The organism is Bacillus sp. AM1(2019) (assembly GCF_009906915.1).
GTDB lineage: Bacteria > Bacillota > Bacilli > Bacillales > Bacillaceae > Bacillus > Bacillus velezensis.
Genome location: NZ_CP047644.1, coordinates 1,570,275 through 1,595,134, shown reverse-complemented (window position 1 = coordinate 1,595,134; position 24,860 = coordinate 1,570,275). Strand labels below are relative to the sequence as shown.

22 protein-coding genes are annotated in these 24,860 nt (G+C 45.7%); 3 read left to right on the top strand and 19 right to left on the bottom strand.

The features are described from left to right. Positions 1–14: 14 nt before the first annotated feature. The 15 genes from ftsA to GNE05_RS08025 all read right to left on the bottom strand — a co-directional run bounded on the left by ftsA (position 15) and on the right by GNE05_RS08025 (position 18,931). A complete protein-coding gene (gene ftsA, locus GNE05_RS08095) occupies positions 15–1,328 on the bottom strand; it encodes a cell division protein FtsA (protein WP_003154425.1) in 1,314 nt (437 codons plus the stop codon). Positions 1,329–1,877: 549 nt separating this feature from the next. Further along, entirely contained in the window at positions 1,878–2,666 is a 789-nt protein-coding gene (locus tag GNE05_RS08090) for a cell division protein FtsQ/DivIB (protein WP_007409710.1), read from the bottom strand. Positions 2,667–2,794: 128 nt separating this feature from the next. Next, on the bottom strand, positions 2,795–3,706 hold the full coding sequence (murB, locus tag GNE05_RS08085; protein ID WP_015388267.1) for a UDP-N-acetylmuramate dehydrogenase: 912 nt from the start codon (positions 3,704–3,706) through the stop codon (positions 2,795–2,797). A gap of 25 nt (positions 3,707–3,731) precedes the next feature. Next, entirely contained in the window at positions 3,732–4,823 is a 1,092-nt protein-coding gene (murG, locus tag GNE05_RS08080; protein WP_022553377.1) for an undecaprenyldiphospho-muramoylpentapeptide beta-N-acetylglucosaminyltransferase, read from the bottom strand. A 116-nt stretch (positions 4,824–4,939) separates the two neighbouring features. After that, positions 4,940–6,040, bottom strand: coding sequence for a stage V sporulation protein E (gene spoVE / locus GNE05_RS08075; protein WP_003154430.1), 1,101 nt, complete (start codon positions 6,038–6,040; stop codon positions 4,940–4,942). Positions 6,041–6,098: 58 nt separating this feature from the next. After that, positions 6,099–7,454 (bottom strand): UDP-N-acetylmuramoyl-L-alanine--D-glutamate ligase, encoded by a 1,356-nt coding sequence (gene murD, locus GNE05_RS08070; RefSeq protein WP_160182649.1) that lies wholly within the window; start codon positions 7,452–7,454, stop codon positions 6,099–6,101. Continuing rightward, positions 7,455–8,429 carry a phospho-N-acetylmuramoyl-pentapeptide-transferase gene (gene mraY / locus GNE05_RS08065; RefSeq protein ID WP_007409707.1) on the bottom strand — a complete coding sequence of 325 codons (975 nt, stop codon included), beginning with the start codon at positions 8,427–8,429 and terminating at the stop codon, positions 7,455–7,457. Between the two features lie 107 nt (positions 8,430–8,536). Continuing rightward, positions 8,537–10,009: a UDP-N-acetylmuramoyl-L-alanyl-D-glutamate--2,6-diaminopimelate ligase gene (locus GNE05_RS08060; protein WP_017417733.1), complete on the bottom strand. Its 1,473-nt coding sequence runs from the start codon at positions 10,007–10,009 to the stop codon at positions 8,537–8,539. Between the two features lie 195 nt (positions 10,010–10,204). Further along, on the bottom strand, positions 10,205–12,124 hold the full coding sequence (locus GNE05_RS08055; protein ID WP_003154438.1) for a stage V sporulation protein D: 1,920 nt from the start codon (positions 12,122–12,124) through the stop codon (positions 10,205–10,207). Between the two features lie 113 nt (positions 12,125–12,237). Continuing rightward, a complete protein-coding gene (gene pbpB, locus GNE05_RS08050) occupies positions 12,238–14,382 on the bottom strand; it encodes a penicillin-binding protein 2B (protein WP_154817647.1) in 2,145 nt (714 codons plus the stop codon). 6 nt (positions 14,383–14,388) lie between these two features. Next, positions 14,389–14,742, bottom strand: coding sequence for a cell division protein FtsL (ftsL, locus tag GNE05_RS08045; protein WP_003154442.1), 354 nt, complete (start codon positions 14,740–14,742; stop codon positions 14,389–14,391). Positions 14,743–14,781: 39 nt separating this feature from the next. Then, the gene (rsmH, locus tag GNE05_RS08040) at positions 14,782–15,717 is read right to left on the bottom strand and encodes a 16S rRNA (cytosine(1402)-N(4))-methyltransferase RsmH (protein WP_007409704.1); all 936 of its coding nucleotides are present in this window, start codon (positions 15,715–15,717) and stop codon (positions 14,782–14,784) included. Positions 15,718–15,786: 69 nt separating this feature from the next. Beyond that, the gene (gene mraZ / locus GNE05_RS08035) at positions 15,787–16,218 is read right to left on the bottom strand and encodes a division/cell wall cluster transcriptional repressor MraZ (RefSeq protein ID WP_007409703.1); all 432 of its coding nucleotides are present in this window, start codon (positions 16,216–16,218) and stop codon (positions 15,787–15,789) included. 125 nt (positions 16,219–16,343) lie between these two features. Beyond that, positions 16,344–17,963, bottom strand: coding sequence for a bacillithiol biosynthesis cysteine-adding enzyme BshC (bshC, locus tag GNE05_RS08030; RefSeq protein WP_061862169.1), 1,620 nt, complete (start codon positions 17,961–17,963; stop codon positions 16,344–16,346). Between the two features lie 86 nt (positions 17,964–18,049). Continuing rightward, positions 18,050–18,931, bottom strand: a complete 882-nt coding sequence (locus tag GNE05_RS08025) for a 2-dehydropantoate 2-reductase (RefSeq protein WP_236654840.1) — start codon at positions 18,929–18,931, stop codon at positions 18,050–18,052. 162 nt (positions 18,932–19,093) lie between these two features. Here GNE05_RS08025 and GNE05_RS08020 point away from each other — a divergent pair, with 162 nt between their 5' ends. Continuing rightward, positions 19,094–19,576, top strand: a complete 483-nt coding sequence (locus GNE05_RS08020) for an N-acetyltransferase (protein WP_007611262.1) — start codon at positions 19,094–19,096, stop codon at positions 19,574–19,576. A 40-nt stretch (positions 19,577–19,616) separates the two neighbouring features. Here GNE05_RS08020 and gerR read toward each other — a convergent pair whose 3' ends face one another. The 3 genes from gerR to GNE05_RS08005 form a co-directional block, all read right to left on the bottom strand. Further along, positions 19,617–20,192: a sporulation-specific transcriptional regulator GerR gene (gene gerR / locus GNE05_RS08015; protein WP_014417712.1), complete on the bottom strand. Its 576-nt coding sequence runs from the start codon at positions 20,190–20,192 to the stop codon at positions 19,617–19,619. 158 nt (positions 20,193–20,350) lie between these two features. Further along, positions 20,351–20,530 carry a 50S ribosomal protein L32 gene (rpmF, locus tag GNE05_RS08010; RefSeq protein ID WP_003154457.1) on the bottom strand — a complete coding sequence of 60 codons (180 nt, stop codon included), beginning with the start codon at positions 20,528–20,530 and terminating at the stop codon, positions 20,351–20,353. A 21-nt stretch (positions 20,531–20,551) separates the two neighbouring features. Next, positions 20,552–21,070, bottom strand: coding sequence for a YceD family protein (locus tag GNE05_RS08005; protein WP_007611260.1), 519 nt, complete (start codon positions 21,068–21,070; stop codon positions 20,552–20,554). A 208-nt stretch (positions 21,071–21,278) separates the two neighbouring features. On the opposite strand from GNE05_RS08005, the gene GNE05_RS08000 reads away from it, so the two are divergent. Together GNE05_RS08000 and GNE05_RS07995 are read left to right on the top strand one after the other, a co-directional pair. Then, positions 21,279–22,526: a nucleotidyltransferase gene (locus GNE05_RS08000; RefSeq protein WP_160182647.1), complete on the top strand. Its 1,248-nt coding sequence runs from the start codon at positions 21,279–21,281 to the stop codon at positions 22,524–22,526. A 112-nt stretch (positions 22,527–22,638) separates the two neighbouring features. Beyond that, a protein-coding gene (locus GNE05_RS07995; protein ID WP_099721935.1) for an IS3 family transposase occupies positions 22,639–23,789 on the top strand; the annotation gives its coding sequence in 2 pieces (ribosomal slippage) (positions 22,639–22,912 and positions 22,912–23,789; 1,152 coding nt in all). A gap of 45 nt (positions 23,790–23,834) precedes the next feature. On the opposite strand, the gene GNE05_RS07990 is transcribed toward GNE05_RS07995, so the two are convergent. Continuing rightward, a complete protein-coding gene (locus GNE05_RS07990) occupies positions 23,835–24,857 on the bottom strand; it encodes a SepM family pheromone-processing serine protease (protein WP_007409697.1) in 1,023 nt (340 codons plus the stop codon). Positions 24,858–24,860: the final 3 nt, after the last annotated feature.

Sequence of the window (24,860 nt, the reverse complement as noted above, 5' to 3'; positions counted from 1 at the left end):
GAATGACTATCAATCTATTCCCAAAACATGCTTAATAGTTTTTTCATTTTGCTCGGTTTGTTGTGTTCGGCTTGTGTTTTTTGTTTTGCTTTTGGACGCTGCTGCGCCTCTGGCCGCTGATGATGTTCTTCTTCGTGAGAGACCGCGATTTCCTGCACGGCTTCTTCCGGCATATGAAAGCCTATTTTTCTTCCCTGAATTCTGGCATTTCGGCAGGCAAATTGTATCAAGCCGACACCCGTCATATACTGAGGGTCTCTTACACCGATATAATTCGGGCTTGCAACCCTTACATTGTGCCTCAGCACTTCCTGTGCCAATGAAAGCACTCCGGGCATTGCGGCCTGTCCGCCGGTCAGCACAAAGCCGCCGGGCAGATCTGTAATTCCCATATGCTCAATTTCGGCTGCGGCAATCTCAAGAATCTCTTCCACTCTTGCTTCAATAATATTGGCAATTTCCTGCTGTGTAAAAGATTGCTTTTGATTCGTTCCTATGACGGTGACTTCAAATACTTCATCTTCTGAAGCCTCATCATAGAATGCATGTCCGAATTGTTTTTTTACTCTTTCAGCCTCTTCGGTGGAAGTGCGCAATCCGATCGATACATCTTTCGTGATGTTTTCGCCTCCGAGCGGAATGACGGCTGTCTCCTTCAGGTGCCCCTGTTCAAATACCGCCACCGTCGTCGAGCCGCCTCCGATATCAATCATGGCGACTCCGAGGTTTTTTTCGTCTTTTGACAAAGCCGCCGAACCGGCCGCAAGCGGCTGCAGGCAGATATCAGTAATTTCAACGCCCGCTCTCTCCACACAGCGAAGTAAATTATGTAAGATCGTTTTGGAGCCGGTAATCAGCGTGCCTTCTACTTCCAGGCGCACGCCGAGCATTTTTTTCGGATCGGTAATTTCGTCTCTTCCGTCAACGATAAACTGTTTAGGAACGACGTCAACGATCAGCTGCTCATGCGGAACTGACACGACCTGTGCCGCTTCCATTACCCTGCGGACGTCTTCAACGTGAATTTCTTTGTTTTCACTGGAAACAGCGACAACGCCGTTCGTATCTTGAATATGAATATAATTTCCATTAACGCCGACAATGGCTTTTTTCAGCGGAAAACCTACCATTCTTTCAGCTTGGTCAAACGCTTTTCTTATAGAATGAACGGTTTCATCTATATCAACGATTGAGCCTTTTTTCAACCCTTCAGACGGTACATTTCCCACTCCGATAATGTTAAGGGAATCATCTGTCATTTCTCCGACGATCACTTTTGTATTGGACGTACCGATGTCAAGACTGACGTAAAGTTCATTGTTGTTCATTCTATGGCACCTCCTCACATTTCGATCAAATTCTATTCTATTATTTGCGGAACAACAATACAATGAATGTGGCTTTACAAGTGTGTAACAAAAACAACAGCATCAACAAATTCTTATCTGATTTCTCACAATTTATGTTTAATGAAACTATTCGTTATATTCTATGTATATCCTCTTTTATATCGCATTTTTTTTATTTTTTTTAGAGACGGCCCACCTTACCGTAAGATTTCCTGTCACGGTGCCATAATGTGCAAACCAGATGCAAATATACCCGCTTTCCATTAGTCTACACTAAGATGAACCTCCAGAAAAGCTATAGATATTGCCAGAAACATCCGAAAAAAGAAGAAACAGGAGGAAAATTCCAAATGCAATGCTCATTGCAGAAGACACGCCCATTGCATTGAGAATTTTCCGCTTGTCCGGCAGCCATATCCCGGGCAAAAACAAACATAGTCATAATGATTCCGCTATCGGTTATATCGGCTGCCCCGCTGATTGTAATAGATTCTTTTGAATCACCTTTAAATTAGTTCTTTAGAACTATTAATCATTTTCTTTTTTCTTGCCGGATTTACCTTTGTTAAATTCTTCAAAATACGTAGCGACTTCTAAGTGGATAATCCCCTTTTTCCCGCCGTCCAGCTGGGAAACGATAGAAGGATAGGTCTTCATCCGGCCGGCAAACGTTTTAATAGAAGCGGTAACTACATACCCGTCGTTCATATACAGCTTGATCCGGTCCTGATCCATTTTTACCGGTGTATAATAGATTTCAGAAATCGACTGCTTTAGCGAACCGGAAAGCTTATCAAGCTGCTCCGCCATTTTGACCCGCTTTTTCGCGTTTGTCCAGTCAACCAAAATCGGGCCCGCGTCATCCGGTGTGACTTCGTTCGGCAGCACAGTGCCGTTTTCGAGCACTTCATAATACACATCATGTCGCTGCAGATACGCGATCGTCTTGTATTCTTCAATGTGAATGCTGACTTTGTTAGGAAATACTTTTGAAAGTTCCGCCTTTTTCACCAGCTTATTCTGCTCAATCTTTTCTTCTGTTTGTTTCTTGTTCAGACTCCAGAACTCGGTTTGTCCGTTATGTATATCAGAAAGCGCGTTGATCTCTTTTACAGAAACGTTTTCGTTTCCGGAAACGGTGACAGAAGACACTTTGCTGATCGGCATCTGCAAGTACACGATGATCAGCACCATCATAAAAAAGAGCACAATGAATGAAATCAGCCGGCGGTTTGCTTTTTGTTTCCGCTGCTCTTTGATTTTCGGAATCCGCTCTTCAATATTTACGATTTTTTCTCTTTCATGATTTGGGTTCACTGCCTGTCCACCTCACTAAGAATGAAACAGCTTGACATTCGTCTGATTGAAAAACAAACGGCATGCTGTGATGCCGTTTGACATTTGTTAAAAGTATATCACATGAGCTCATGTAATCAGAGAACCTTTTAACGATTCCCTCCGATGATTTCAACTTCTGTATGCATGTCAACATCATACTGCTCACGGATTGTCTTTTTCACATACTCAATCAGGTCTAGAACGTCCTTGGCAGTCGCTCCGCCGGCATTGACGATAAAATTCCCGTGCATTTCGGATACTTTCGCTCCGCCGATCTGATGTCCTTTTAATCCCGCTTTTTCAACGAGGTTTCCGGCATGATTCGGCAGCGGATTTCTGAATATGCTTCCGGCGCAGGGGCTTGAATACGGCTGAGTATTTTTTCTGTAATCTTTGTTCTGCTGCATTTGCGCCGTAATGGCTTCCCGTTCCTTCTGCTCAAGCTGAAGAACTGCCTCGAGACAGACGCCGGGGCGTTTTTTCTGCAAAACAGACGTTCTGTAGCTGAAATCCATCTCTTCGTTTGTCAGCCATTCGATTGTGCCGTCTTCAAATAAGATACGGGCTTTCACAAGAATCTCACTCATATCAGATCCGTGCGCCCCGGCATTCATATAGACGGCTCCGCCGATTGATCCGGGAATGCCCGCTGCAAATTCGAGACCGGACATTCCTTTTTTACTCATGGAAGTCGCAAGCCGGACGACCGAATAGCCGCCTCCGACCGTCACTTGATCACCGTCAATCTCCAAATGATCCAGACCCGCGCCCAGTTTGATGACAACTCCTCTTATGCCTTCATCAAGCACGAGCAGATTTGAACCGCGGCCGATAACCGTCCATGGCAGATCATGTTTCTTCACAATATCCATAATATCTTTGACCGCTTCCACACGGTTGGGGATGATCAAAATGTCCGCCGGACCGCCGATTTTCATCGTTGTATGGTTCGCGAGCGGTTCTTGTTCCAGCACTTTGCCGACTTCGCGGTCTCTTAATTCCTGAATTACGTTCTCCATCATAAACCTCCGCATTCCATTTGCTCTATTTTTTTATGTCTTTCATGATACTGTACAGTCTGGCTGCCGCATCCGGAACACCGAGTGATTTTGTCCGCTCACTCATGTCCTTTAAGGTTTCTTCATTCATGACGATTTTGTCCAGCGCAGCGATCAGTTTTTCTCCGCTGAGCTCGGTTTCCTTCAGTACGATTGCAGCGTCATGCTGGCTGAGCGCCTTCGCATTGACTTCCTGGTGATTGGCTGTCACATACGGGCTCGGAATAAGCACGCTCGGAATGCCGAGAGCGGTGATCTCCGCAATCGTCGTCGCTCCGGCTCTTGCCACAATGACATCAATTGATTGTAAGTACTCCGGCATTTGGTGCAAAAACGGTTTTGTCACCATATTATCAGCGGCTTTTCCGCCTTTCAGCTCAGCCGTTACCTTCTCGTAATGCACTTCCCCGGTAATATAAAGGACTTGGTAAGGTCTCGTTTTCAATTCTTCCTGCATATCTATAACGGCACGGTTAATGGGAGCCGCGCCTCTGCTTCCGCCGAAAATGAGCACCGTTTTTTGATTGTCTTTCAGCCCGAACTCAGTTAATGAGCGGCCTGTCTTAATTGAGACGACTTCAGAGGCTCTCGGGTTTCCCGTAAACACAACTTTTTCAGCAGGAAAATGCGATTTTGCCTCTTCAAAGCAAATTGCCACCTTATTAACATATTTCGAGAGAAACTTATTTGTGATGCCGGGCAGGCTGTTTTGCTCATGAATGATCGTCGGAATTCCCATTTTTGCCGCCGCGTATACAACCGGACCGCATACATAGCCGCCTGTACCGATAACGGCATCCGGTTTGAACTCTTTTAAATATGATTTGCTTTTCGTCACGCCTTTTAAAAAACGCATGACGGTTTTTACATTTTCAAAAGAAAGTTTTCGTTTGAAACCTGTAATTTCAATGGCGCGGAACGGAATATTTTCCCGTTCAACAATTTTTTTCTCAAGACCGTTCTCTGTTCCGATATACAAAAATTCCACATCCGGATGCCGGCGCTGAACTTCTTTAATAAAGGCCAGGGCCGGATAAATATGTCCTCCGGTTCCGCCTCCGCTTACTGCAATACGCATTCGTATGTCCCCCTTAATCACATAGCGATAACCCTGTTTTTTAGGACAGGGTTATTGATGTTGTCTGTTTTTTTATAGATAACGAATAAATCATGAGTGATGAGGCAAGATACAGATCAATACCTCGAGTACCGGCTGACATTTAAAAGCACGCCGACCGCTGCGAGCATCAGCGTCAGTGATGAGCCTCCGTAGCTTAAAAACGGCAGCGTAATTCCTGTTACCGGGATCAGCCCCGTCACAACGCCGATATTAATCATGACTTGAATAGCTATCATAGAAATAATACCGATGGCGACAAAGCTTCCGTATAAATCCGGCGCGCCGAGGGCAATCCTGACGCCCCGCCATAATAAAATACTGAACAGCAGCAATATGAGCGAACCGCCGATAAAGCCGAGTTCCTCAGATAAAATAGCAAAAATGAAATCGGTTTGCGGCTCCGGCAGGTAAAAAAACTTTTGCCGGCTTTGACCCAGCCCCATCCCGAACAGTCCGCCCGGACCTACGGCATAGAGCGACTGAATGATCTGAAATCCGCTTCCAAGCGGATCCTCCCACGGGTTTAAGTAAGAGGTAATCCGTTTAATCCGATAAGGAGCGGACAGAACTAGTGCCGCAAATCCGCTTAAACCGATGAGTCCGAGAAACGCAAAATGAGCGATTCGCGCACCGGAAACAAAAATCATCACGATGCACGTGCCCACCATTACCGTCCCCGTTCCCAGGTCTGGCTGGCACATAATAATAATAAATGCAGAAAACACGATTCCGAGCGCGGGAACGAATCCGCGTCTGAATGACGTAATATTCTTCTGTTTTTCAGAAAGAAATTTAGCCAGAAACGCAATCATCGCGAGTTTCATAAACTCCGAAGGCTGAATGCTGAACGCTCCCACTCCGATCCAGCTTCTTGAACCGTTCCGCACCATTCCGACTCCCGGAATCAGCACAAGCACAAGCAGAAAAAAACAAATGATCAGAAGCAGCTTCGACCATGTGCGCCATGTCCAATAATCCACATTCATAATGAAAAACATGGCAATGACGCCGATCCCCGCAAACAGCAGCTGCCGTTTCGCGAAGAAAAACGAGTCGTCAAATTTATAATCCGCCCATACCGCACTTGCACTGTAGACCATAATTAATCCTATTGTTAAAAGCAATAACGTAATGATAACTAATAACAAATCAGGCGCTGTTTTTTTAGTAGTCAAAGCAATCGACACCCCAAGCATAAGTCATTTAGGGCTGCCGATGAACAGAGACAAGCCCTTACTTAAGCATATGCACGGCATCTATAAACATGTCACCGCGTTCTTCAAATGTTTTGAACTGATCCCAGCTTGCACACGCGGGTGACAAGAGGATGACGTCTCCTTCATTTGAGAGCGCAAACGCCGCAGATACTGCTTGTTCAACATTATCGACACGTTTGACATGTTGTATTCCCAGCTCATTGCCCAGTTTTTCTATCTTCGGCGCTGTCTGTCCGAACGTCAGGACCGCTTTGACATTGTCCATATACGGTTTCAGATCGTCAAAACCGTTGCCGCGGTCCAGTCCGCCTGCAAGCAGAATAACCGGAGCTTTGAACGCGGAGAGCGCTTTGCTTGTGGCCAAAATATTCGTCGCTTTGCTGTCATTATAAAATTTACGATTCTGGATCGCAGTTACATACTGCAGACGGTGTTTGACACCGGTAAAGCTTGTCAGCACCTTCTGAATCGCTTTATTAGACGCGCCCGCCGTTTTTGCCGCGGATACAGCGGCCAATATATTTTCTAAATTGTGCGCGCCCGGCAGTACGATGTCATCAACAGGCAGAATCGCTTCATCGCCGAACATCAGCATTCCGTCTTTAATGAATGCGCCGCTTGACAGTTCCTGGTGAACTGAAAACGGAACGGTGCCGGCTTTTCCGCTTTCGGCAAGCCGCACGACTGTTTCATCGCTTTGATTCACGATGGCCGTATCACTCTCAAGCTGATGAAGATACACGTTCTGCTTGGCTTTTTCATAGTTTTCACGGCTGTGATGGTAATCCAAATGAGCGTCGAATACATTTAAAATCAGGCCGATTTCAGGTCTGAACGCATGAGTCCCCATAAGCTGGAACGAAGAAAGCTCTGTGACGATCCATTCATCACCGTCAGCATGATAAGCCACTTCACTGGCGACAGTGCCGATATTCCCTGCGATCAGCGCCTTTATCGAGTCAGCTTTCAGCATTTCATAAATCAGGGTCGTCGTTGTTGTTTTCCCGTTTGAACCTGTAATGCCGATGAATTTTGCATTGGTGATATAATACGCAAGCTCGATTTCCGTCCAGACCGGGATGCCTCTTCTTTGCGCTTCCTCCACCATGATATTTTCATACGGGATTCCGGGATTTTTGATCAGAATGGTAATGTGATGCTGATCAAAAAGTGACGTCGGATGCTCACCGCAGATGACTTCAATTCCTCTTTCTGCAAGCCTTTGGGCAGGTTCGTTCTCTTCAAAGGCTTTTTGATCATTCACGACGACGTTAACGCCTTTTTCATGAAGAATCGACGCAGCCGCATATCCGCTTTTCGCCAGTCCGAGGACCAGAAAGTTTTGTTTTTGCAAAAAAAGTTCGTTTTCCACTTATAACCACACCTCGATGTAAATTCCTAAAACGGCAAGCAGCAGTCCCGCAGTCCAGAATGTGACGACAACTCTCCATTCAGACCATCCGACCAATTCGTAATGGTGGTGAAGCGGACTCATCTTAAAGATTCGTTTTCCTGTCGTTTTAAAGCTGATGACTTGTAAGATAACAGATAAGGTCTCAATAACAAATACTCCGCCGATAATGACGAGCAGAATTTCAAGCTTCGTCAGAATGGCAACGGTCACGATCGCTCCTCCGAGCGCAAGCGAACCGGTATCCCCCATAAATACCTTGGCGGGATGGGCGTTGAATACAAGAAAACCGAGAACGGCGCCGACAACGGCAACCGAGAAAATCGCAACGTCATATTGTGACTGGTTCCACGCAAGGATGGCGAAAGCGCCGAATGCGATAGCCGCGGTACCGGACAAGAGACCGTCCAGACCGTCTGTCAGGTTGACGGCATTTGAACCTCCGACAAGCATAAAGAGAACGAGGATAAAGTATCCCCAGCCGAGATCGATTGACAGATGTGTGCCCGGCACCCTGATGCCGGTTGAAAAATGGCAATAATGATATACTCCGTAAAATACAATGGCAATAATGATCTGGCCGATCAATTTCTGCTTCGACGTCAATCCGAGATTCCGTTTCATTACTACTTTAATATAGTCATCCAGAAAGCCGAGCAGGCCGTATCCGATCGTGACAAACAGCAGAAGAAACATTTCCGCGCTCAGATGCGAAAATTTCTGCGTCATGACAATCGCCGTAATGGCGATGGATACAATAATCATGACCCCGCCCATCGTCGGCGTCCCTGATTTTTTCATATGTGATTTCGGCCCCTCTTCCCTGATACTTTGGCCGAATTTTAAACGTCTTAAAAACGGGATAAGAATCGGAGATATCAGAACACTGATTAAAAATCCCATTATTATTGTAAATAAAATCACTTGCTCAAGCATTGCTCTTTTCTCCTCCCGTTTCGTTCAAACGACATACGTATTTATCATATTCACATTGTGTCCCCGTAATTCTTTTCATTTCCCTCATTCTAACACTCTTTCCTGTTTTACTTTTTATTCAGCTCAACAATAGCTCTACCCGCTACTTCGGCGTCATCAAAGTCGAATGTTTCATTGCCGATCTGCTGATAGGTTTCATGCCCTTTCCCGGCAATCAGAACCACATCTCCCTTTTTCGCGTTGGCAATGGCAAAAAAGATAGCCTGCTCGCGGTTTGCGATACTGTGATAGTAGGTGCCTTCTACCCCTCTTTCCATATCTCTTAATATGGCCAGCGGGTCCTCGCTTCTCGGGTTATCTGAAGTAAAAATCGGTTCGTCGGCAATCCGCACCGCAATTTCGGCCATTTTCGGGCGTTTCGTTTTGTCCCGGTCTCCGCCGCAGCCGACGACGACGAAAAGCTTGCCCTCTGTCATGTCTTTACATGTATTCAGAACGTTTTCCAGACTGTCAGGCGTGTGCGCGTAATCGACGACCACAGGAAACGGCTGATTATGATTCACCAGTTCAAACCGGCCTCTGACACCTTGAAGCTCTTCAAGAGCGCTTGCGATCGTATCAAACGGCAGTCCCGCTGCGATCGCTGTCGCCGCTGCAGCCAGTACGTTATACACGTTGAAGCGGCCGACGAGTGAAACCGTGATCTGCTTTGTTCCTTTTGGCGTAACGAGTTCAAAGCTTGTGCCTTGCGCAGAGATCTCGATTTGTTTCGCCATGACATCGGCATCGTTCTCGATTCCGTATGTAAGGATGTGCGCCGCCGTCACTTTTTCAAAATAAGCACTGGCTTTGTCATCTGCGTTTAAAACGGCCCGCTTCGGCTTTTCGTGGTTAAAGGAGCCGCCCAGCTGGGAAAACAGGAGGCTTTTAGCCTGTCTGTAGTCTTCCATCGTCTTGTGATAGTCTAAATGGTCCTGCGTCAGGTTCGTGAATACGGCGATATCATAATCGCAGCCGTGAACCCTGCCGAGTGACAGAGCGTGAGAAGACACTTCCATAATAGCTGTGTCAACATGCTCATCATTCATTTTCTTGAACGTTTTTTGCAGTGTGACGCTTTCGGGCGTTGTATTTTTGACCGGGAATGTCTCATCCCCGATTTTAATGTACATCGTTCCGATTAAACCGGTCTGCCTTCCCGCTTTTTTGAAAATCTCATCAACCATGTGCGTCGTTGATGTTTTGCCGTTTGTGCCGGTGATGCCGATAAGCTGAAGCTGCTTTGTCGGCTGCCCGTAAAACGCGTCAGAAAGAACGCTGAGCGCCCGCTGTGACCGGCGGACGATAATGACAGGAACATCGACGTCAAGCTCTTTCTCGGCAACGATGGCCGCTGCGCCGTTTTCTGCGGCTTTTTGGGCGAAATCATGTCCGTCTACCGTATACCCTTTTATACATACAAAAAGACTCCCTTTTCTCACTTCCCTGGAGTCCATCTCAATTGAAGTTATGTCAGGGTCATGAAAGTCATTTTGAACAGGTTCGGCCATTAAATATGTAAGCAGCTTTGTAAGTTTCATTGTATCAAACCTCTCAGAAATTCTATTCATTCTTTTATCATGATAACCGTTTATAAAAGTCAGAATGGCTTTTAAACATACAGTTCATATTTTAGCGTAAATAAAAGGATACATCCAGTTAATCTTAAAAGTTATCTTCTTTTTTTCTCTTTATGATAAGAGGCAGCCGAAAACAATCGGCTGCCTCAAAAAGACTCATTCTTCACTCAAGTAAACACGGATCTTTGAGCCTTCTTTTACTTTCGTTCCGGCTGCAGGTGATTGTTTCACAATTTTGCTTCCTTTTCCTGAGGAGTCTATATTCAAATTGACAAGCAGCGACTCAAGATCAGAGACAGACATCCCTACAACATTCGGAACCTCTATTGTTTTTGTGTCGTTCCATTGATATTTTTTCTCGATTTGATTTTTTCGCGGTTTGACGCCGAGCTCGGGCAGACTGTCTCTCATCATATTTCCGACAATCGGCGCGGCGACGGTTCCCCCGAATTGAATCGTGCCTTTCGGATTATCAACCGCGACATACACGACAAGGCTCGGGTCATCAGCCGGTGCAAAACCGATAAAGGAGACAATATGGTTGTTTTCGAGATATTTGCCGTCTTTAACCTTTTGTGCGGTACCTGTTTTTCCGCCGACGCGATATCCTTCCACGAAGGCATTCCGCCCCGTTCCCTGAGCGACGACGCTTTCTAAAGCATATCTGATCTGCTTTGACGTTTCCTGGGAAATAACTTGCCTTTTCGCAATCGGCGATTGTTTCTTAACGGTTTTTTTCGTAACGGGATCAACCCACTCTTTGGCGATAAACGGAGTATAAAGCGTTCCGCCGTTTATTGCCGCGGAAACGGCTGCCACCTGCTGAATCGGCGTGACGGAAACCCCTTGTCCGAAAGCGGTTGTCGCCTGTTCGACCGGTCCGACTCTGTCAAGCGGGAATAAGATCCCCGTTCCTTCCCCTTGCAGATCAATGCCTGTTTTCTTTCCAAAGCCGAAGTCCTTAATATATTGAAACAGCTTTTGTTTTCCGAGCCGTTCCCCCAGCTGTACAAACCCGGGGTTGCAGGAATTTTGAACGACTTCAAGATAAGATTGCGAACCGTGGCCGCCCTTTTTCCAGCATCGGAGGCGGGCGCCGTCGACCTCGGCAAATCCTTTGTCATAAAAGTGGTCTCTTTGCAAGTTTACTTTTTGCTCTTGGAGAGCCGCCGCAAGCGTAATAATCTTAAAGGTCGAACCCGGTTCATATGTGCTCCATACCGGCAGGTTCCGGTTGTAAACGGACGGATCCACCGATTGATAGTCAGCCGGATCAAAATCAGGACGGCTTGACATGCCAAGCACTTCCCCGTTTTTCGGATTCATTGCGACCGCAATCATTCCGTCCGGGTTATATTTCGCCGCTGCATTGTCGAGCTCCCTTTCTATAATCGTCTGAACCTTGGCGTCAATCGTCAATTTCATATCAAGTCCGTCTTTCGGAGGGGTGTAATCATCCGCTTCATCAGGCATTTTCTTTCCCTTGGCATCCGTATAAAATTTCACAGATCCCTTGACACCTTTTAAGTCATCATCATAATAAGCCTCCAATCCGAGAAGGCCCTGGTTATCAATACCGGCAAAACCGAGAACATGGGACAAAAAGCTTCCGTACGGATAATGGCGGATGCTGTCTTCAGCCACATAAACCCCTTTTAAGTCGAGCGCTTTGATTTCTTTCGCTTTTTTATTGGAAATTTTCCGCCCCTCGGGTGAGATTTTTTCTATGGAGGTTTTCTTAGTAATGTGTTTGTAGACCTTCTCTTCCGACATATTTAAAACTGACGCGAGAAGCTTGCCCGTTTTTATGGGATTTTGGATCTGGCGCGGTACGACAAAGACGGTCGGCGCGCTTTTATTAGTAGCCAGCTTCACGCCGTTTCGGTCAAGAATCTCTCCCCGCTCAGGCTCAAACGGCAAATTCCGGCTCCAGGAATCCTTAGCCAGTGAAGTCAGCTTTTCTCCCATCACAAATTGGACATAGCCTAATCTGCTGTCAATGATCAAAAAAATGATTACGCCAAAAAGCAAAACCAGTAATAAACGTTTTCGAACCGTTACATTTGAAACGCGCAAGGGACCGTCCACTCCTTATTTAGGCTTGTTTCAATTTATGCCTCAGCTTGGCCACATAGAACGGCGGCGCATAAAAAAGAAGCCCGCGGGCATCCGCGGACTTCTCTGTCCCGTTAATCAGGATTTTTAAATTTCACCTTGATCACGGTATTTTCTTTCAGTTCTTTGCCTTTTTTCACACTTTGGCTTGAAGCGTAACCTTCACCGCTCACATCAATGTGAATGCCTGATACTTTGCTGAATTGAAGCACTTCCCGTCTCGACCATCCGGACATATCCGGCATCGTCATCTTTCCGTCTGTTTTTAAGAAGATTTTCTGATTGGTGATCACATCTTCTCCAGCTGTCGGATACTGCTCTTTTACGGCAACATCGCTGCCGATGACAATCGGTGTGAGATGTTCATTTTTCGCTTCCTTCTCAGCGCTCTTGACCGTCTTATCTGTCAGGTCAGGCATCTTTTGGCTTTTCGTTTCTTCCTGACCGGAATCTGTTTTTTCCGTCGGTTCGATATTCAGGTAGTGGAGGCTGTTTTTCATCGTCGGGTTAAAGATTTCCGCGACAGGATCAGAGCTGCTTTGACCCGCTTTTAATTGCGGCTGCTGCACGGCTACATAGATGACGAGCTTAGGATCATTTTTCGGCGCCATGCCCATGAATGAAAACACATAGTTGCTCGTTCCCTTTAAATATCCGCCCGTCCCGGCGATTTGCGCGGTTCCCGTTTTACCCGCGACGTCAAATCCTTCAATTTTATAAGGTTTTCCCGTTCCGATGTCTGACGTCACGACTTCTCCGAGCAGGTTCCGGACTTTTTTCGCCGTATCGGCTGAAATCGGCGTGCCTACTTGCTCTGGTTTTGTCTGCTTGACGACTTTTTTCGTATCGGGGTCGACAATATGATCAATGACGTAAGGTTTCATCATTTTGCCGTTATTGGCAATCGCCGTGACGGCCTGAAGCTGCTGGATCGGCGTTATCGCCGATGCTTGGCCGTAAGCCGTAGACGCTTTGTCAAAATCATATTTGTAGTTAATTTTACTTGATACTTCACCGGGCAGATCAATCCCTGTTTTTTGATAGAGCCCGAATTTGTGCAGGTACTCATTAAACCGGTCAAACCCCAGTTTTTCGTTGGCCAGTTTGGCGAAAGCAACATTGGATGACCTCATGAGGCCGTCACGGAAGCTTGTCATACCCCAACCGGCGCCTTCGTTCCAATCTTTAACAGGTTTGCCTCCCACTTTATATGTTCCTGATTTATATTTCTCGTTTGCAGAAAACACATTTTCCTGAATCGCCGCGGCAAGCGTAAAGATCTTCATCGTTGAACCCGGTTCATACGCGTACGACACTAAGTCGTTGTAATAATTGGTGACGTTTCTGATATTCGGGTCGAAACTCGGACGCTGCCCCATCGCAAGCACTTTGCCTGTTTTCGGTTCTACGACAGCCGCCATAATTTTTTTCGGTTTATATTTTTCCGCTACTTTCGTCATGCTGTCTTCTAAAAAGGTTTGAATTTTCTGATCAATGGTTAAATATACATTGTCACCGTTTTTAGGTGCGGTGATTTTTTCTTTGCTGTTCGGAAGTTTCCAGCCGGATTTATCACTTTCGTAAGTGACGGATCCGTCGCGTTCCGTCAGATAGTTATTCAGTATTTTTTCAAGCCCTAAAGAGCCTTGTATCTCGTTTGTTTTTTCATTCACATCGGCATAGCCGAGAACATTTGACAAAAATATGCCGTTCGGATAGTAGCGCTTTGTATCTCTTAAGAAAGAAATACCCGGAAGATTCATTTTTTCGATCTTTTGTTTTTTCGCATAAGAGATATCGCGGCCGGCTGAACCGAATTCCACCTGCTTCGCGCCATCCCTGTTTAAGATGTCCAGAATCTCGCTTTTATCAAGATTGATAACGGTCGCCAGTTTTTCCGCCGTTTTCTCTTTGTCTTTGACATGCTGAGGATGCTTCTTGTCGGTCGTCATCTTTTTATCAAGCACGGCAATGAGCTTATATGTCGCCGTGTCCTCTGCAAGCACTTTGCCGTTCCGGTCAAGAATAGAGCCGCGGCTCGCTTCTATCGTCCGCTTTTTTTCGTGCTGCTCGGTCGCTTTTGTTGCAAGTTCTACACCGTTTGCTTTACCGGTTAATTGAATGTACGCCATTCTCCCGAGAATGACAAAGAAAAAGAGAGCGAAACAAATACTGAGTATCGCTGCTCCTCTGTTCATAAACTTATTTTTTTTCGGCATGGGTTATCATTCCTGTATGTTTTTCACTTTTTTATCTTTCAGATTCAAACCGTGCTTTTTGGCGATATCCATCAGGCGCTGCGGCTGGCTTAAGTCAGCAGCCGTCTTTTCGAGATCACCGATCTGCTTATTCTTCTCAGATACTTTCTCCTCCAGTTTTTGCACCTCAATATTGGATTGGTACGCCGCGTATGCCTTTGATACGATAAACATTGATGTGGAGAGAACGGCAATGGCAAACAGGACGAGCAGCACCTTTTCCCCGAGTGTAATGGAAGCCCTCTTTTTGACAATCACCTTTTTTTCGGGACTTATCACTGGCCGTTGTTGTTTTTCCTGCTGGTAAGCTAAGTTGCTCATAGGCTGATGACCTCCTTTAATGTTGTCATTTGCTGCCCGTTATTTTCGTTTCTCCGCAATGCGGAGCTTCGCTGACCGGGCGCGGTTATTTTCTTCAAGCTCCTCTTTTGATGCCGTAATGGGCTTTCTCGTAATCAGTTTTAATTCCGGTTCAAATTCTTCCGGTATCACGGGAAGACCCGGAGGCAGTTCGGGAAGTGATGATTTTTCCTTGAATGTCGTCTTGCACATTCTGTCTTCCAGCGAGTGAAAAGTGATCACAGACACCCTTCCGCCCGGCTTCAGCACCTCTATCGCTTGCAAGAGGGCCTCTTCAAATACTTGAAGCTCGTCGTTTACGGCGATTCGAATGGCTTGGAATACACGTTTGGCCGGATGACCTCCGCTTCTTCTCGCCGGAGCCGGTATCGCGTCCTTTATTAGATCGACCAGTTGGCCGGTTGTTTGAATAGGCGATTTTTCTCTTGCCTCTTCAATTTTTCGGGCGATCTGCTTGCTGAATTTTTCTTCTCCGTATTTAAAGAAAATCCTCACAAGGTCCTCATACCGCCATTCATTTACGACTTCTTTCGCCGTAAGGGCGGCCGACTGGTCCATCCTCATGTCCAGCGGTGCGTCATGATGATAGCTGAATCCCCGTTCCGGTGTATCAAGCTGCGGAGAGGATACTCCTAAATCAAATAAAATTCCGTCGACACTCGTAATGCCGTGTTCATGTAAACACTCTTTTAAATAACGAAAGTTGCTTTTCACCAGAATGAGCTGTCCTTTGTATTCGGACAATGTTTTCTTTGCGTTTTCAAGTGCTGTGTCATCTTGGTCAAAGGCGATCAAGCGTCCTTTTTCCGATAATTGCTGCAATAAATATGTACTGTGCCCGGCGCCGCCAAGGGTGCAGTCCACATAGGTTCCGTCCGGTTTGATATTTAAACCGTCGACGGTTTCACGAAGAAGTACTGTCTTATGCTGAAACATTTGTGTCGGTCCCACCTTTATCAGGAATGAATTGAATTGTCAGTTGTTGTTGTGATGCACGAAGATCCATTATATATCAAATCCAATCATGTTTTCAGCAATTTCAGCGAATGAATCTTCTTGCTCTTCTGTGTATTGTTCCCATATTACCTTACTCCACAATTCAATTCGATTGGAAACCCCGATGACAACACATTCTTTTTCCAGTTTTGCGTAATTCAGAAGAGATGACGCAATATTAACCCTTCCCTGCTTGTCCAGTTCGCATTCGGTCGCACCGGAAAAAAAGAATCGGGTAAATGCGCGGGCGTCTTTTTTGGTGAGCGGCAGAGCCTTCAGCTTTTCTTCAATCAGCTTCCATTCATTCATCGGATAGCCGAAAAGGCATTGGTCCAGTCCTCTGGTCAGCACAAACTGCTCACCGAGGCCTTCTCTGAATTTTGCGGGTACGATCATGCGGCCCTTTGCATCAACAGTATGCCGGTATTCACCCATAAACATGATAAGGACCCCCACTTTCTCCCCTAAACTCACCACTATCCGCCACTTCTCTCCACAACCTCATTTTACACTGTTTACACATAAAAAAAAACCCTGAACTATTCAGGGTTCTTTAAAACTTTATTTCAAAGTTTGACAATCTGATGTTGGTTTTGAAAAGAAAATGGCAGATGTTTGAAGGTTGTGAAGAATTTTGGACCGTAGCGGTTCAGATAATACATCACATTCCAAATCCGTTCCTGCGGAGCGCCGAGCGGTCTGATGCTGTTTTGGATTTTTTCATAGTCACGCAGCACAAAGCCTTCTTTTTCTTCAATTCTTTTCGTTACCGTCCGTTCTAAAAACAAGAGCTGATCTTGAATGAAGGCGGCATTCTTCTGTAAGAGCGGCTCAAGGCTTGAATCGACCTTCAGCGCTTCGTCCCTTGCGCTTTTATGGACAGCTTCAATCTGCGACTTCGCCTGCTCCATTACAGAAGAAAACTCTTCCGGAATCTGCTCTTCAAAATAAGTGTCTTTCAGGTGTCCGGTGCCGTGTTCGATCGCTTCCTGAAGCGGGATATTCCGTTCTGAAAGCTTCTTTTCAATATGGCGCTCAAGAATCGTAATGTTCAGTCTCGGCACTACCGGCGTCATGCGAAAGCCCATTAATGAGAAAGCCTGCTTCAGCTCACCCCAATAATTGATCTCCCCCGGTCCCGCGATAAACCCCAGAGTCGGGATGAGAAACTCCTGCATAAGCGGCCTTGTCACAACGTTATTGCTGAAACATTCCGGTTTTTCTTCCATATGGGTATGAAGCTCGTCGTTCGTCCACTTCAGGTCAAGCTCCTTAATGACAAAAACGCCGTTTTCTTTTTCAATTAAGAAACGCTCTCCCTCGTGTTCGTAAAACAGATTGGCCTGATCTTTGTCCGATTCAATAATCGGGTGATAACCGGCTTCCCGCATAAAACACTGCTGGTCTGAAACGGCTTTGGCAAGCTCATGATTGTGTTTTAAAATCTGCTGAAACATACCCGTTTCCAGCTTTTTAATCCCCGGATCTCCCGAGTTCATCAGAATAAGGCCTTCTTCTTGAAACAAGTCGGCGATCAACAGCTCAAAAAAGTCGGTGAATGTCTCTGATGAGCGTAAACATCGCTTCACGTTTTGAAGGAGTGTGTTTGTGTGATCCGTTTCCTCAAAAGCAGCGAACACTTCATCAATCCAAGCCGCGCATTTTTCCTGATCAAGCTCGGTTTTAGCCGCCGATGTTTTTTTCCAGTACGACTGCGGCAGTTTCTGTTTCACCGGACCTTTATTCTCTGTTGACGTATGCACAAAATTGATTTCTTCCAGATCGTGATCTTCACCCGCCACCCAGAAAATCGGAACGACAGGAATCTGTAACGCCTCTTCCTGCTGTCTGGCAAGTACGATAATGGAGATAATTTTATGTATGGTGTAAAGAGGCCCCGTTAAAAGACCGGCCTGCTGGCCGCCTACTACCGCTGCGCTTTTTGGATCTCTCAGTTTTTCGATGGAGGCCTGCATGGCGGCGGAGTGAAATTTTTCGTGATAGGAGGATAAATAATCCGCTAATTCCTCTCTGGCAAACGGCCGCGAAGACAAGTCATGAAGCCGCTTTTGCCATACGTCCTCTGAATGAATATCATAATCAAAAAATGAAGACATGTTTTCTCCATCTATATAGTGCTGCACAAACTTATTTTGACTTTTGATGGAAAGTTCAGTTAGCTGCATCTGTCTGGAACTTCCTTTCTCCAATAAATAGTTAGGTTTCCGAAATGAGTATAGCATGTTACCGGAAAACCTCAAAAGACTTTGTTTCAGTTTCTTTCTAACGCTTTTATGCTGCGGTGTAAAAACGTGAGATGAACGGCCGGCAATCCGCGGCTTTCCGCTTCTTTTACAAGGTAGCCGATAATCGCATCAACCTCTGTCCGCCTGCCTGCCATGATATCGACGAGCATGGAAGAATGATTTTTTTCCGTCAGTCTGCAAACTTCGCAAACCTTGTTCCACGCTTTTTCTCTATCGGCGAGGCCAAGTATTGTCTCCGCTTCTTCAAACACGTTTCTCATATACTTTTTGTAAGCGTTATTTCTTAACAGCTCTCCGTTTTTCACCCGCAGCAATGCAGTTAACGGGTTGATGCATACATTTATGATCAGTTTTCCCGTTAACAGCCGATACCAGTCGTTTTCATCATATACGGGAAAATCCCGGTGCATGCCGGAAAAGATGCTTTTGAGCGTTTCCGGCCGGGATGCGCTGAATACACTCCATCTTACGGCTCCTGCTCCCGTATGTTCAACGGCATGATCTGATATCTTTTTTGCTCCGTGCTCAACAGTGCCGGCATAAAGCGAATGATCCGTATGCCAATCTTTAATGTCGTGTATGTGTCCCATACCGTTTTGCAAAAACAGCACATTCGTCCCTTTTATCGTCTCAAGGTCCCGCAGCACAGCACTGAGCTGGTGCTGTTTAACGGCTGCGATTAAGAGGTCGAATCCGGAAGTGATGCCCGTTTGCGCTCTGCATGCCGCCGTACATTCTATTCCGTCTTTCACAAGCCGTATACCGCCTGAGTTAATCGCATCAGCCTGCTCCGTCCGCCGCGTAATGACCGTTACCTGATGGCGGGACGATAAGTAGTAAGCACATAAAAGGCCTACCGCTCCGCCGCCGATAATTCCGATTTTCACACTGTCACACCCTATATCTGCATTTTTCCATATTATCATAGCAGAAGCCGCCGCAAATTACTTCAATTTCGTTTTGAGCAAAAAGACTGGCAAGCATATTATAGTTGGAATTTTCAATTAAAGCGTTTACAATAATGGTAGAACACAACAAAGGGGGAGTTTGTGTTGAAAATAGAGCGACTGCTCATCAACTTTAAGACACTCGAAGAATTTAAAAGGTTTAAGGAATACGGGATGCAGGAGCTGTCGATGCTTGAAGATCTTCAGGATAATATCATTGAAAATGACAGCACCTCGCCTTTTTACGGGATTTACTTCGGGGATAAACTAGTGGCGAGAATGAGTTTATATCAGGTAAACGGAGGTGCGAATCCGTATTTTGATCAGCGTCAGGACTTTTTGGAACTTTGGAAGCTTGAGGTTCTTCCGGGCTATCAAAATAACGGATACGGAAAAGCGCTTGTTGATTTTGCAAAATCCTTCAGAATGCCGATCAGGACAAATTCACGCATGAAATCAGCAGATTTCTGGGATAAGATGAATTTTGAGCCCGTTAAATATGATATGGCGCGTGATAAAGGAGAAAATCCTTATATCTGGCATCCCGATATGGACGGTGAAATGACATCCGGAGAAACGGCATAATAAAAAACCGGCGGGGCCGCCGCCCCCAGGCCGGTTCATTTTACAGGCTCTGCGCCGATTTTCTGTCGTCTTCTTTTGAATTGACCATCCTTCTCGCTCTGTCCATAATGTCAATTAGCGCTTTATAATCTTCTTCCGTCATCTCCAGCTTGTTTCTCAAGCTTTCATTTTCCTCACGCAGATCCTCGACTTCTTTTTGCAGCGCGGTCAGCTGTTCTGTGAGTTTTTCTTTTTCATGACGCACATCCGCTGCGGCCGGCGACTCTTTAAATTGCTGCAGAAACAAAATGACATCATCAATGGACAGCTCTTTTTCTCCTTCCGCCCTGCGGATCGGAGGCTGTTTGACGGTTCCCGGCATATTGGCGGAATGCACCCCGATCTGCTTTCTTAATTCCTTCCGCTGTTTTTTCGCCAGTTCTATCCCTGACTGATATTGTTTTCTGACATAAGAATTCCATCTGAACCCGCAGGCGGCAGCCGTTCTCGTCAGCGCTCTGCCGACTTCTTCAAAAGCGGAAAGCTGGGTCCCGCCTTCCCGAATATGCCTGAGCACCACTTCGGCCAGCAGCAAATCTTCATCTTGCGTCCACGCGTCTTGTCTCGTTATCGTCAATCGTATCTCCCTCCATATTTGCTCATTTACCTCATACATATGCCGCTGATAGATTAGATAGACTACTGGGGCTCACAATTTTTTCGGCGGAAGCAGGCCGGAGGGGCAAAAAAAAAGAAAAGCGCAGGAACCGAGATTCCCGCGCTTTTCTTCATACATTAATTGCTTTTAACATTTATGTCTTTGCCGTTGTATGATCCGCATGCTTTACATACACGGTGAGACAATTTCATCTCTCCGCATGACGGGCATTCTGTCATACCAGGTACATTTAGTTTGAAATGTGTACGGCGCAATCTTTTTTTCATTTTAGAAGTTCTTCTAAAAGGTACAGCCATTATTCCCACCTCCTTAAAGAGTTAAGATTCATCATCTTGTGTTAAGAGCTTTTTCAGATCCGCAAGTCTGGGGTCGATTTGATTTTTCTTGTCTTCCTCAGAAATCACTTGCCAATCCTTCCCCACTTGGGGAGCGGCTCCTTCTTTTTGTTCAGTTTCACAAAAGACTTGCATAGGAATTTCTAAAAGAATCTCTTCTTTTATGATCGGAGTTAAGTCGACGATATCGTCTTCAGCAATATGAACGTCCTCATCTTCTATATCATCCGACTTATGAAATCTAAACAGTTCTTTTGTCGCGATTGTAAATGGATACGGCACATCAACTAAAGTTCTTGAGCACGGCAAAACCATTTCGCCTGAAATCGTAAAGTCAAACGAAACTTGCTTGGATTCAATCTCCGCGCGGCCCTTCACCCGGACAGGAGAAATGCGGCGGATGTCAGAATTCAATTTTGTCAGCTCATTTAACTCAACTGTTTCATCAAATTCAAAGCTCTTTTTCGCCATTTGATGAAGCTGATAAATCGTCCATTTCATTTGTATCACCTCAGGAAAGCAACAAACATGATTATAGCTTTTCAGAATGTTTTTGTCAATATTTTTTCTTTACAGCATAATGCCGCCGTCATGCAATCGTTGACAGCCGGATAGGCTATGCATACACTAAACGAAACGGACTAAAATATGCACTTCATTTGCAAATGTACCACACGAAGCAAAACATAGCAAGAAAGGCGGGACAAATATGAAAGCAGTCGGCCTGGTTGTTGAATATAATCCCTTTCATAACGGACACCGCTATCATGCGGAACAAGCAAAAATCAAAACGGACAGCAGCGTCGCGGCGGCGGTGATGAGCGGCCCTTTTTTGCAGCGCGGGGAACCGGCCGCCGTCTCAAAGTGGGCCCGGACAAAAATGGCGCTGGAAAACGGCGTGGATATCGTCATTGAGCTCCCTTATATATATGCCGTACAAAAAGCGGAATTATTCGCGCGCGGCAGCGTTTCGCTTCTTCATCATTTAGGATGCAGCAGCTTGTTTTTCGGCAGCGAAAACGGGCGGATCGAACCCTTTATTGAAGCGTCTGAAGCGTTCAGCCGAAAGGAAGATGACTGCAGCCTGATTCTGAAAGAGGAGCTGAAAAAGGGTCTCAGCTATCCTGCCGCCGCCTCAAAAGCTTTTTCACACATATTCAAAGGGCGGGACATGCTCGATTTGTCCAAGCCGAACAATATTCTCGGTTTTCACTACGTTAGAGCGATACACACCTCCGGTTCCGCTATGAAGCCTTATACAACAGCCAGAATCGCTTCCCAATATCATGACGCCGAGCTTCCCGGAGATAACAGCCGGATAGCCAGCGCAACAAGCATCCGGAGAGCGCTGATAGAAAAAGGAACGGCGGCCGCAAAGAGCTTTCTCCCGGAAGCATCTGCGCGTCAGCTGGAGGCATACAGAAATTCATACGGAATATGGCACAGCACGGAAGACTATTTTTCATATGTAAAATACAGCCTCAGCACTCTTTCCGCTGAAGAATTGAGCCGAATCTATGAAGTGGAAGAAGGCCTTGAGCACAGAATTCTGCGCACCATCAGACAAGCCCGATCCTATCGCGAAATGATGGAACGATTGAAAACAAAACGATACACGTGGACGAGGCTGCAGCGGATGAACACGCACATTCTGACACGGACGAAAAAAGAAGACATGCATCGGCTCTTGCAGCCTTCAAGCGCTCCTTATATCCGTCTTCTCGGAATGACGAAAAAAGGACAGGCGTACCTGTCGGCAAAGAAAAAAGAGCTTACCGCACCTCTCGTCAGCAAGCTCTCTTCTTTCTCTCATCCCGCTCTGGATCTGGACATACTGGCAGGACGGGTTTACAGCCTGCCGATAAACGAACCTGAACGCACATTGTTTGAGAAACAGGAATTTTCACAAGCGCCGATCCGCTATGATGAAGACGAAAAGCGTTTTTTGAATGCGTAAAAAAAGCACCTGACTGTGGGACTGACCCCATAAGATGAGACAAACAAAAAACACCTTCAAGTTTGAAAACGGATGATTGTTAGCCGAAATTAGACTTGGAGGTGTTTTTTCTATGGGGACAAGAGTGAGTTATCCGGTTGAAGTGAAACAGAAGGCTGTAGAAATGAGATTGGCAGGCGTGCCTATGAAAGAGATCATGCAGGAATTGAATATTAAGAATAAGACACAGGTTCAGACATGGGTTAGATGGCATAAGACTGGGGATACACATCGATTCGAACAGCCTGTCGGAAAGCAATACACTTACGGAAAAGGCCCGGAGTATTCTTCCGAATTAGAGAAACTGCAGGCAGAAAATCGTTATCTGAGACAACAGAATGAAGTTTTAAAAAAGTGCAACGAATTGGAAAGGAAGCTGATAGCGAAACGCCAGTCGAGCTTGTAGAAGCATTGCGCGGCACAATGACCATACAGGATATCTGTATTCATTTAGGTATCTCACGAGCATCTTATTATCGTTGGAAGAAGAATCTGATGAAAGATAACCCTAAATACCATTTAGAAAAACAAATCGGCACGTTGTGCCGAGAACACAAGTTTCGATATGGCTATCGGAAAATCACAGCCATATTAAAAAAGGGAATGCGTGTGAATCATAAAACGGTTCAGCGCATTATGCAGAAGAATCAGTGGCAATGCCGGGTTAAGGTGAAAAAGCGCAAGAAAGATGGGCAGCCATATGCCGTGGCCGAGAATATATTGGATCGAAACTTTCAGTCTGAACGCCCTCTGGAAAAGCTAGTAACGGATATCACATATTTGCCTTATGGGCAGAAACAATTGTATCTTTCCAGTATATTGGATTTATACAATGGAGAAGTGATTGCTTTTACAATTGGCGATAGACAGGACACAGACTTTGTCTTACACACACTTGATCAGCTGCCCGCACTGCCAGAGAACTGCGTGTTACATAGTGACCAAGGTTCTGTTTATACATCTTATGAGTATCAGAAAGCTGTTAAAACAAAAGGCATTACCATGAGCATGTCCCGCAAAGGGACGCCCGCTGATAATGCCTCCATCGAATCGTTTCATTCCTCACTAAAGTCTGAAACGTTCTATCTTAACAGCATTGATCGAACTACGACGACCATCGTAGAACGCACTGCCATAGAATACATTCATTATTATAACAATATTCGTATTCAAACGAAACTAAACAGCCAATCGCCGATACAATATCGGCAATTGGCTGTATGAAGGTGTTTTGATCCCTGTCTCAAAAACAGGGGTCAGTCCCCTGTATCAGGTGCTTTTTACTTTCAGCTGATCCAAATAGTCAAGTGCGTCCTGCATGGTGTCGACAGGGACAATCTTCATATCGGACTTGATCGCTTTCGCCGTTTTTACCGCATTTTTGTAATCAGAATTTTCAGCTCCGTTTTGATTCGGCGCAAAGAAAATATCTTTTCCCGCTTTGTCTGCGGCGACGACTTTCTGATCGATTCCGCCGATCGGTCCGACTTTGCCGTCCACGTCGATTGTCCCCGTTCCGGCTATATTATAGCCTTTTGTTTCGTCAGGTTTTGTCAGCTGGTTGTAAATTTCTAAAGACATCATGAGACCCGCAGAAGGCCCGCCGATGTTTTCAATGCTGAAATGAAGATCCGGCTTCACTTTCACGTTCCGGTCCGTATATAATGCGACACCGATTCCCGCTCTTTTCGGGTCGTCCGGGAATGATTTCAGCACAATGTCAACGGTCTTTTCTTTCGTGTCCCGTTCAATGTGAAACGTTACTTTTTCCCCCGCTTTTTTGCTGCTGATATAATCAATCAGCTTTTCAGCGGATTCGTATGTTTTCCCGTCCGCGCTGATAATTTTATCACCGACCTCTATTTTTCCTTTTGCCGGCATGTCAGAGACGACTGAACTGGCATAAATGCCGTTAAATGAGTATTTTACCTGTTTCCCGGCTTTTTGATAAGCGGCAATGACCGCGTTTTCTTGGGAGCTTTTCATCATTTGCAGCTGACGCTTCATATAATCCGAGTCCGATTCGCCCTCTTCTTTTATGCTTTCATCAGGGACGATTTCTTCGTAAGGATGCACTTTCGCCCAAAGATATGTATACGGATTGGCGGGGCCTACTTTGACAGTCATCAAGGAAAGGCTTCCTTTTTCAGGATAGCCTCCGTCCACCTTAATCAGCGGTCTCAGCTCTGATGCTTCTCCCGGCTGTGTGATGTAATACGGAAGCTTAATAAATGTAACAGCGATTAATAAGATCAGGATGATAAACACCCAGCGAAAATGTTTTGCTTTCATATG

Bases quoted from the DNA above. Each gene is read 5' to 3' on its own strand.
- ftsA (WP_003154425.1), bottom strand. From the start codon at position 1,328: ATGAACAACAATGAACTTTACGTCAGTCTTGACATCGGTACGTCCAAT.
- murB (WP_015388267.1), bottom strand. From the start codon at position 3,706: ATGGAGAACGTAATTCAGGAATTAAGAGACCGCGAAGTCGGCAAAGTG.
- murG (WP_022553377.1), bottom strand. From the start codon at position 4,823: ATGCGTATTGCAGTAAGCGGAGGCGGAACCGGAGGACATATTTATCCG.
- mraY (WP_007409707.1), bottom strand. From the start codon at position 8,429: ATGCTTGAGCAAGTGATTTTATTTACAATAATAATGGGATTTTTAATC.
- GNE05_RS08060 (WP_017417733.1), bottom strand. From the start codon at position 10,009: ATGAAACTTACAAAGCTGCTTACATATTTAATGGCCGAACCTGTTCAA.
- pbpB (WP_154817647.1), bottom strand. From the start codon at position 14,382: ATGCCGAAAAAAAATAAGTTTATGAACAGAGGAGCAGCGATACTCAGT.
- ftsL (WP_003154442.1), bottom strand. From the start codon at position 14,742: ATGAGCAACTTAGCTTACCAGCAGGAAAAACAACAACGGCCAGTGATA.
- rsmH (WP_007409704.1), bottom strand. From the start codon at position 15,717: ATGTTTCAGCATAAGACAGTACTTCTTCGTGAAACCGTCGACGGTTTA.
- mraZ (WP_007409703.1), bottom strand. From the start codon at position 16,218: ATGTTTATGGGTGAATACCGGCATACTGTTGATGCAAAGGGCCGCATG.
- bshC (WP_061862169.1), bottom strand. From the start codon at position 17,963: ATGCAGCTAACTGAACTTTCCATCAAAAGTCAAAATAAGTTTGTGCAG.
- rpmF (WP_003154457.1), bottom strand. From the start codon at position 20,530: ATGGCTGTACCTTTTAGAAGAACTTCTAAAATGAAAAAAAGATTGCGC.
- GNE05_RS08005 (WP_007611260.1), bottom strand. From the start codon at position 21,070: ATGAAATGGACGATTTATCAGCTTCATCAAATGGCGAAAAAGAGCTTT.
- GNE05_RS08000 (WP_160182647.1), top strand. From the start codon at position 21,279: ATGAAAGCAGTCGGCCTGGTTGTTGAATATAATCCCTTTCATAACGGA.
- GNE05_RS07990 (WP_007409697.1), bottom strand. From the start codon at position 24,857: ATGAAAGCAAAACATTTTCGCTGGGTGTTTATCATCCTGATCTTATTA.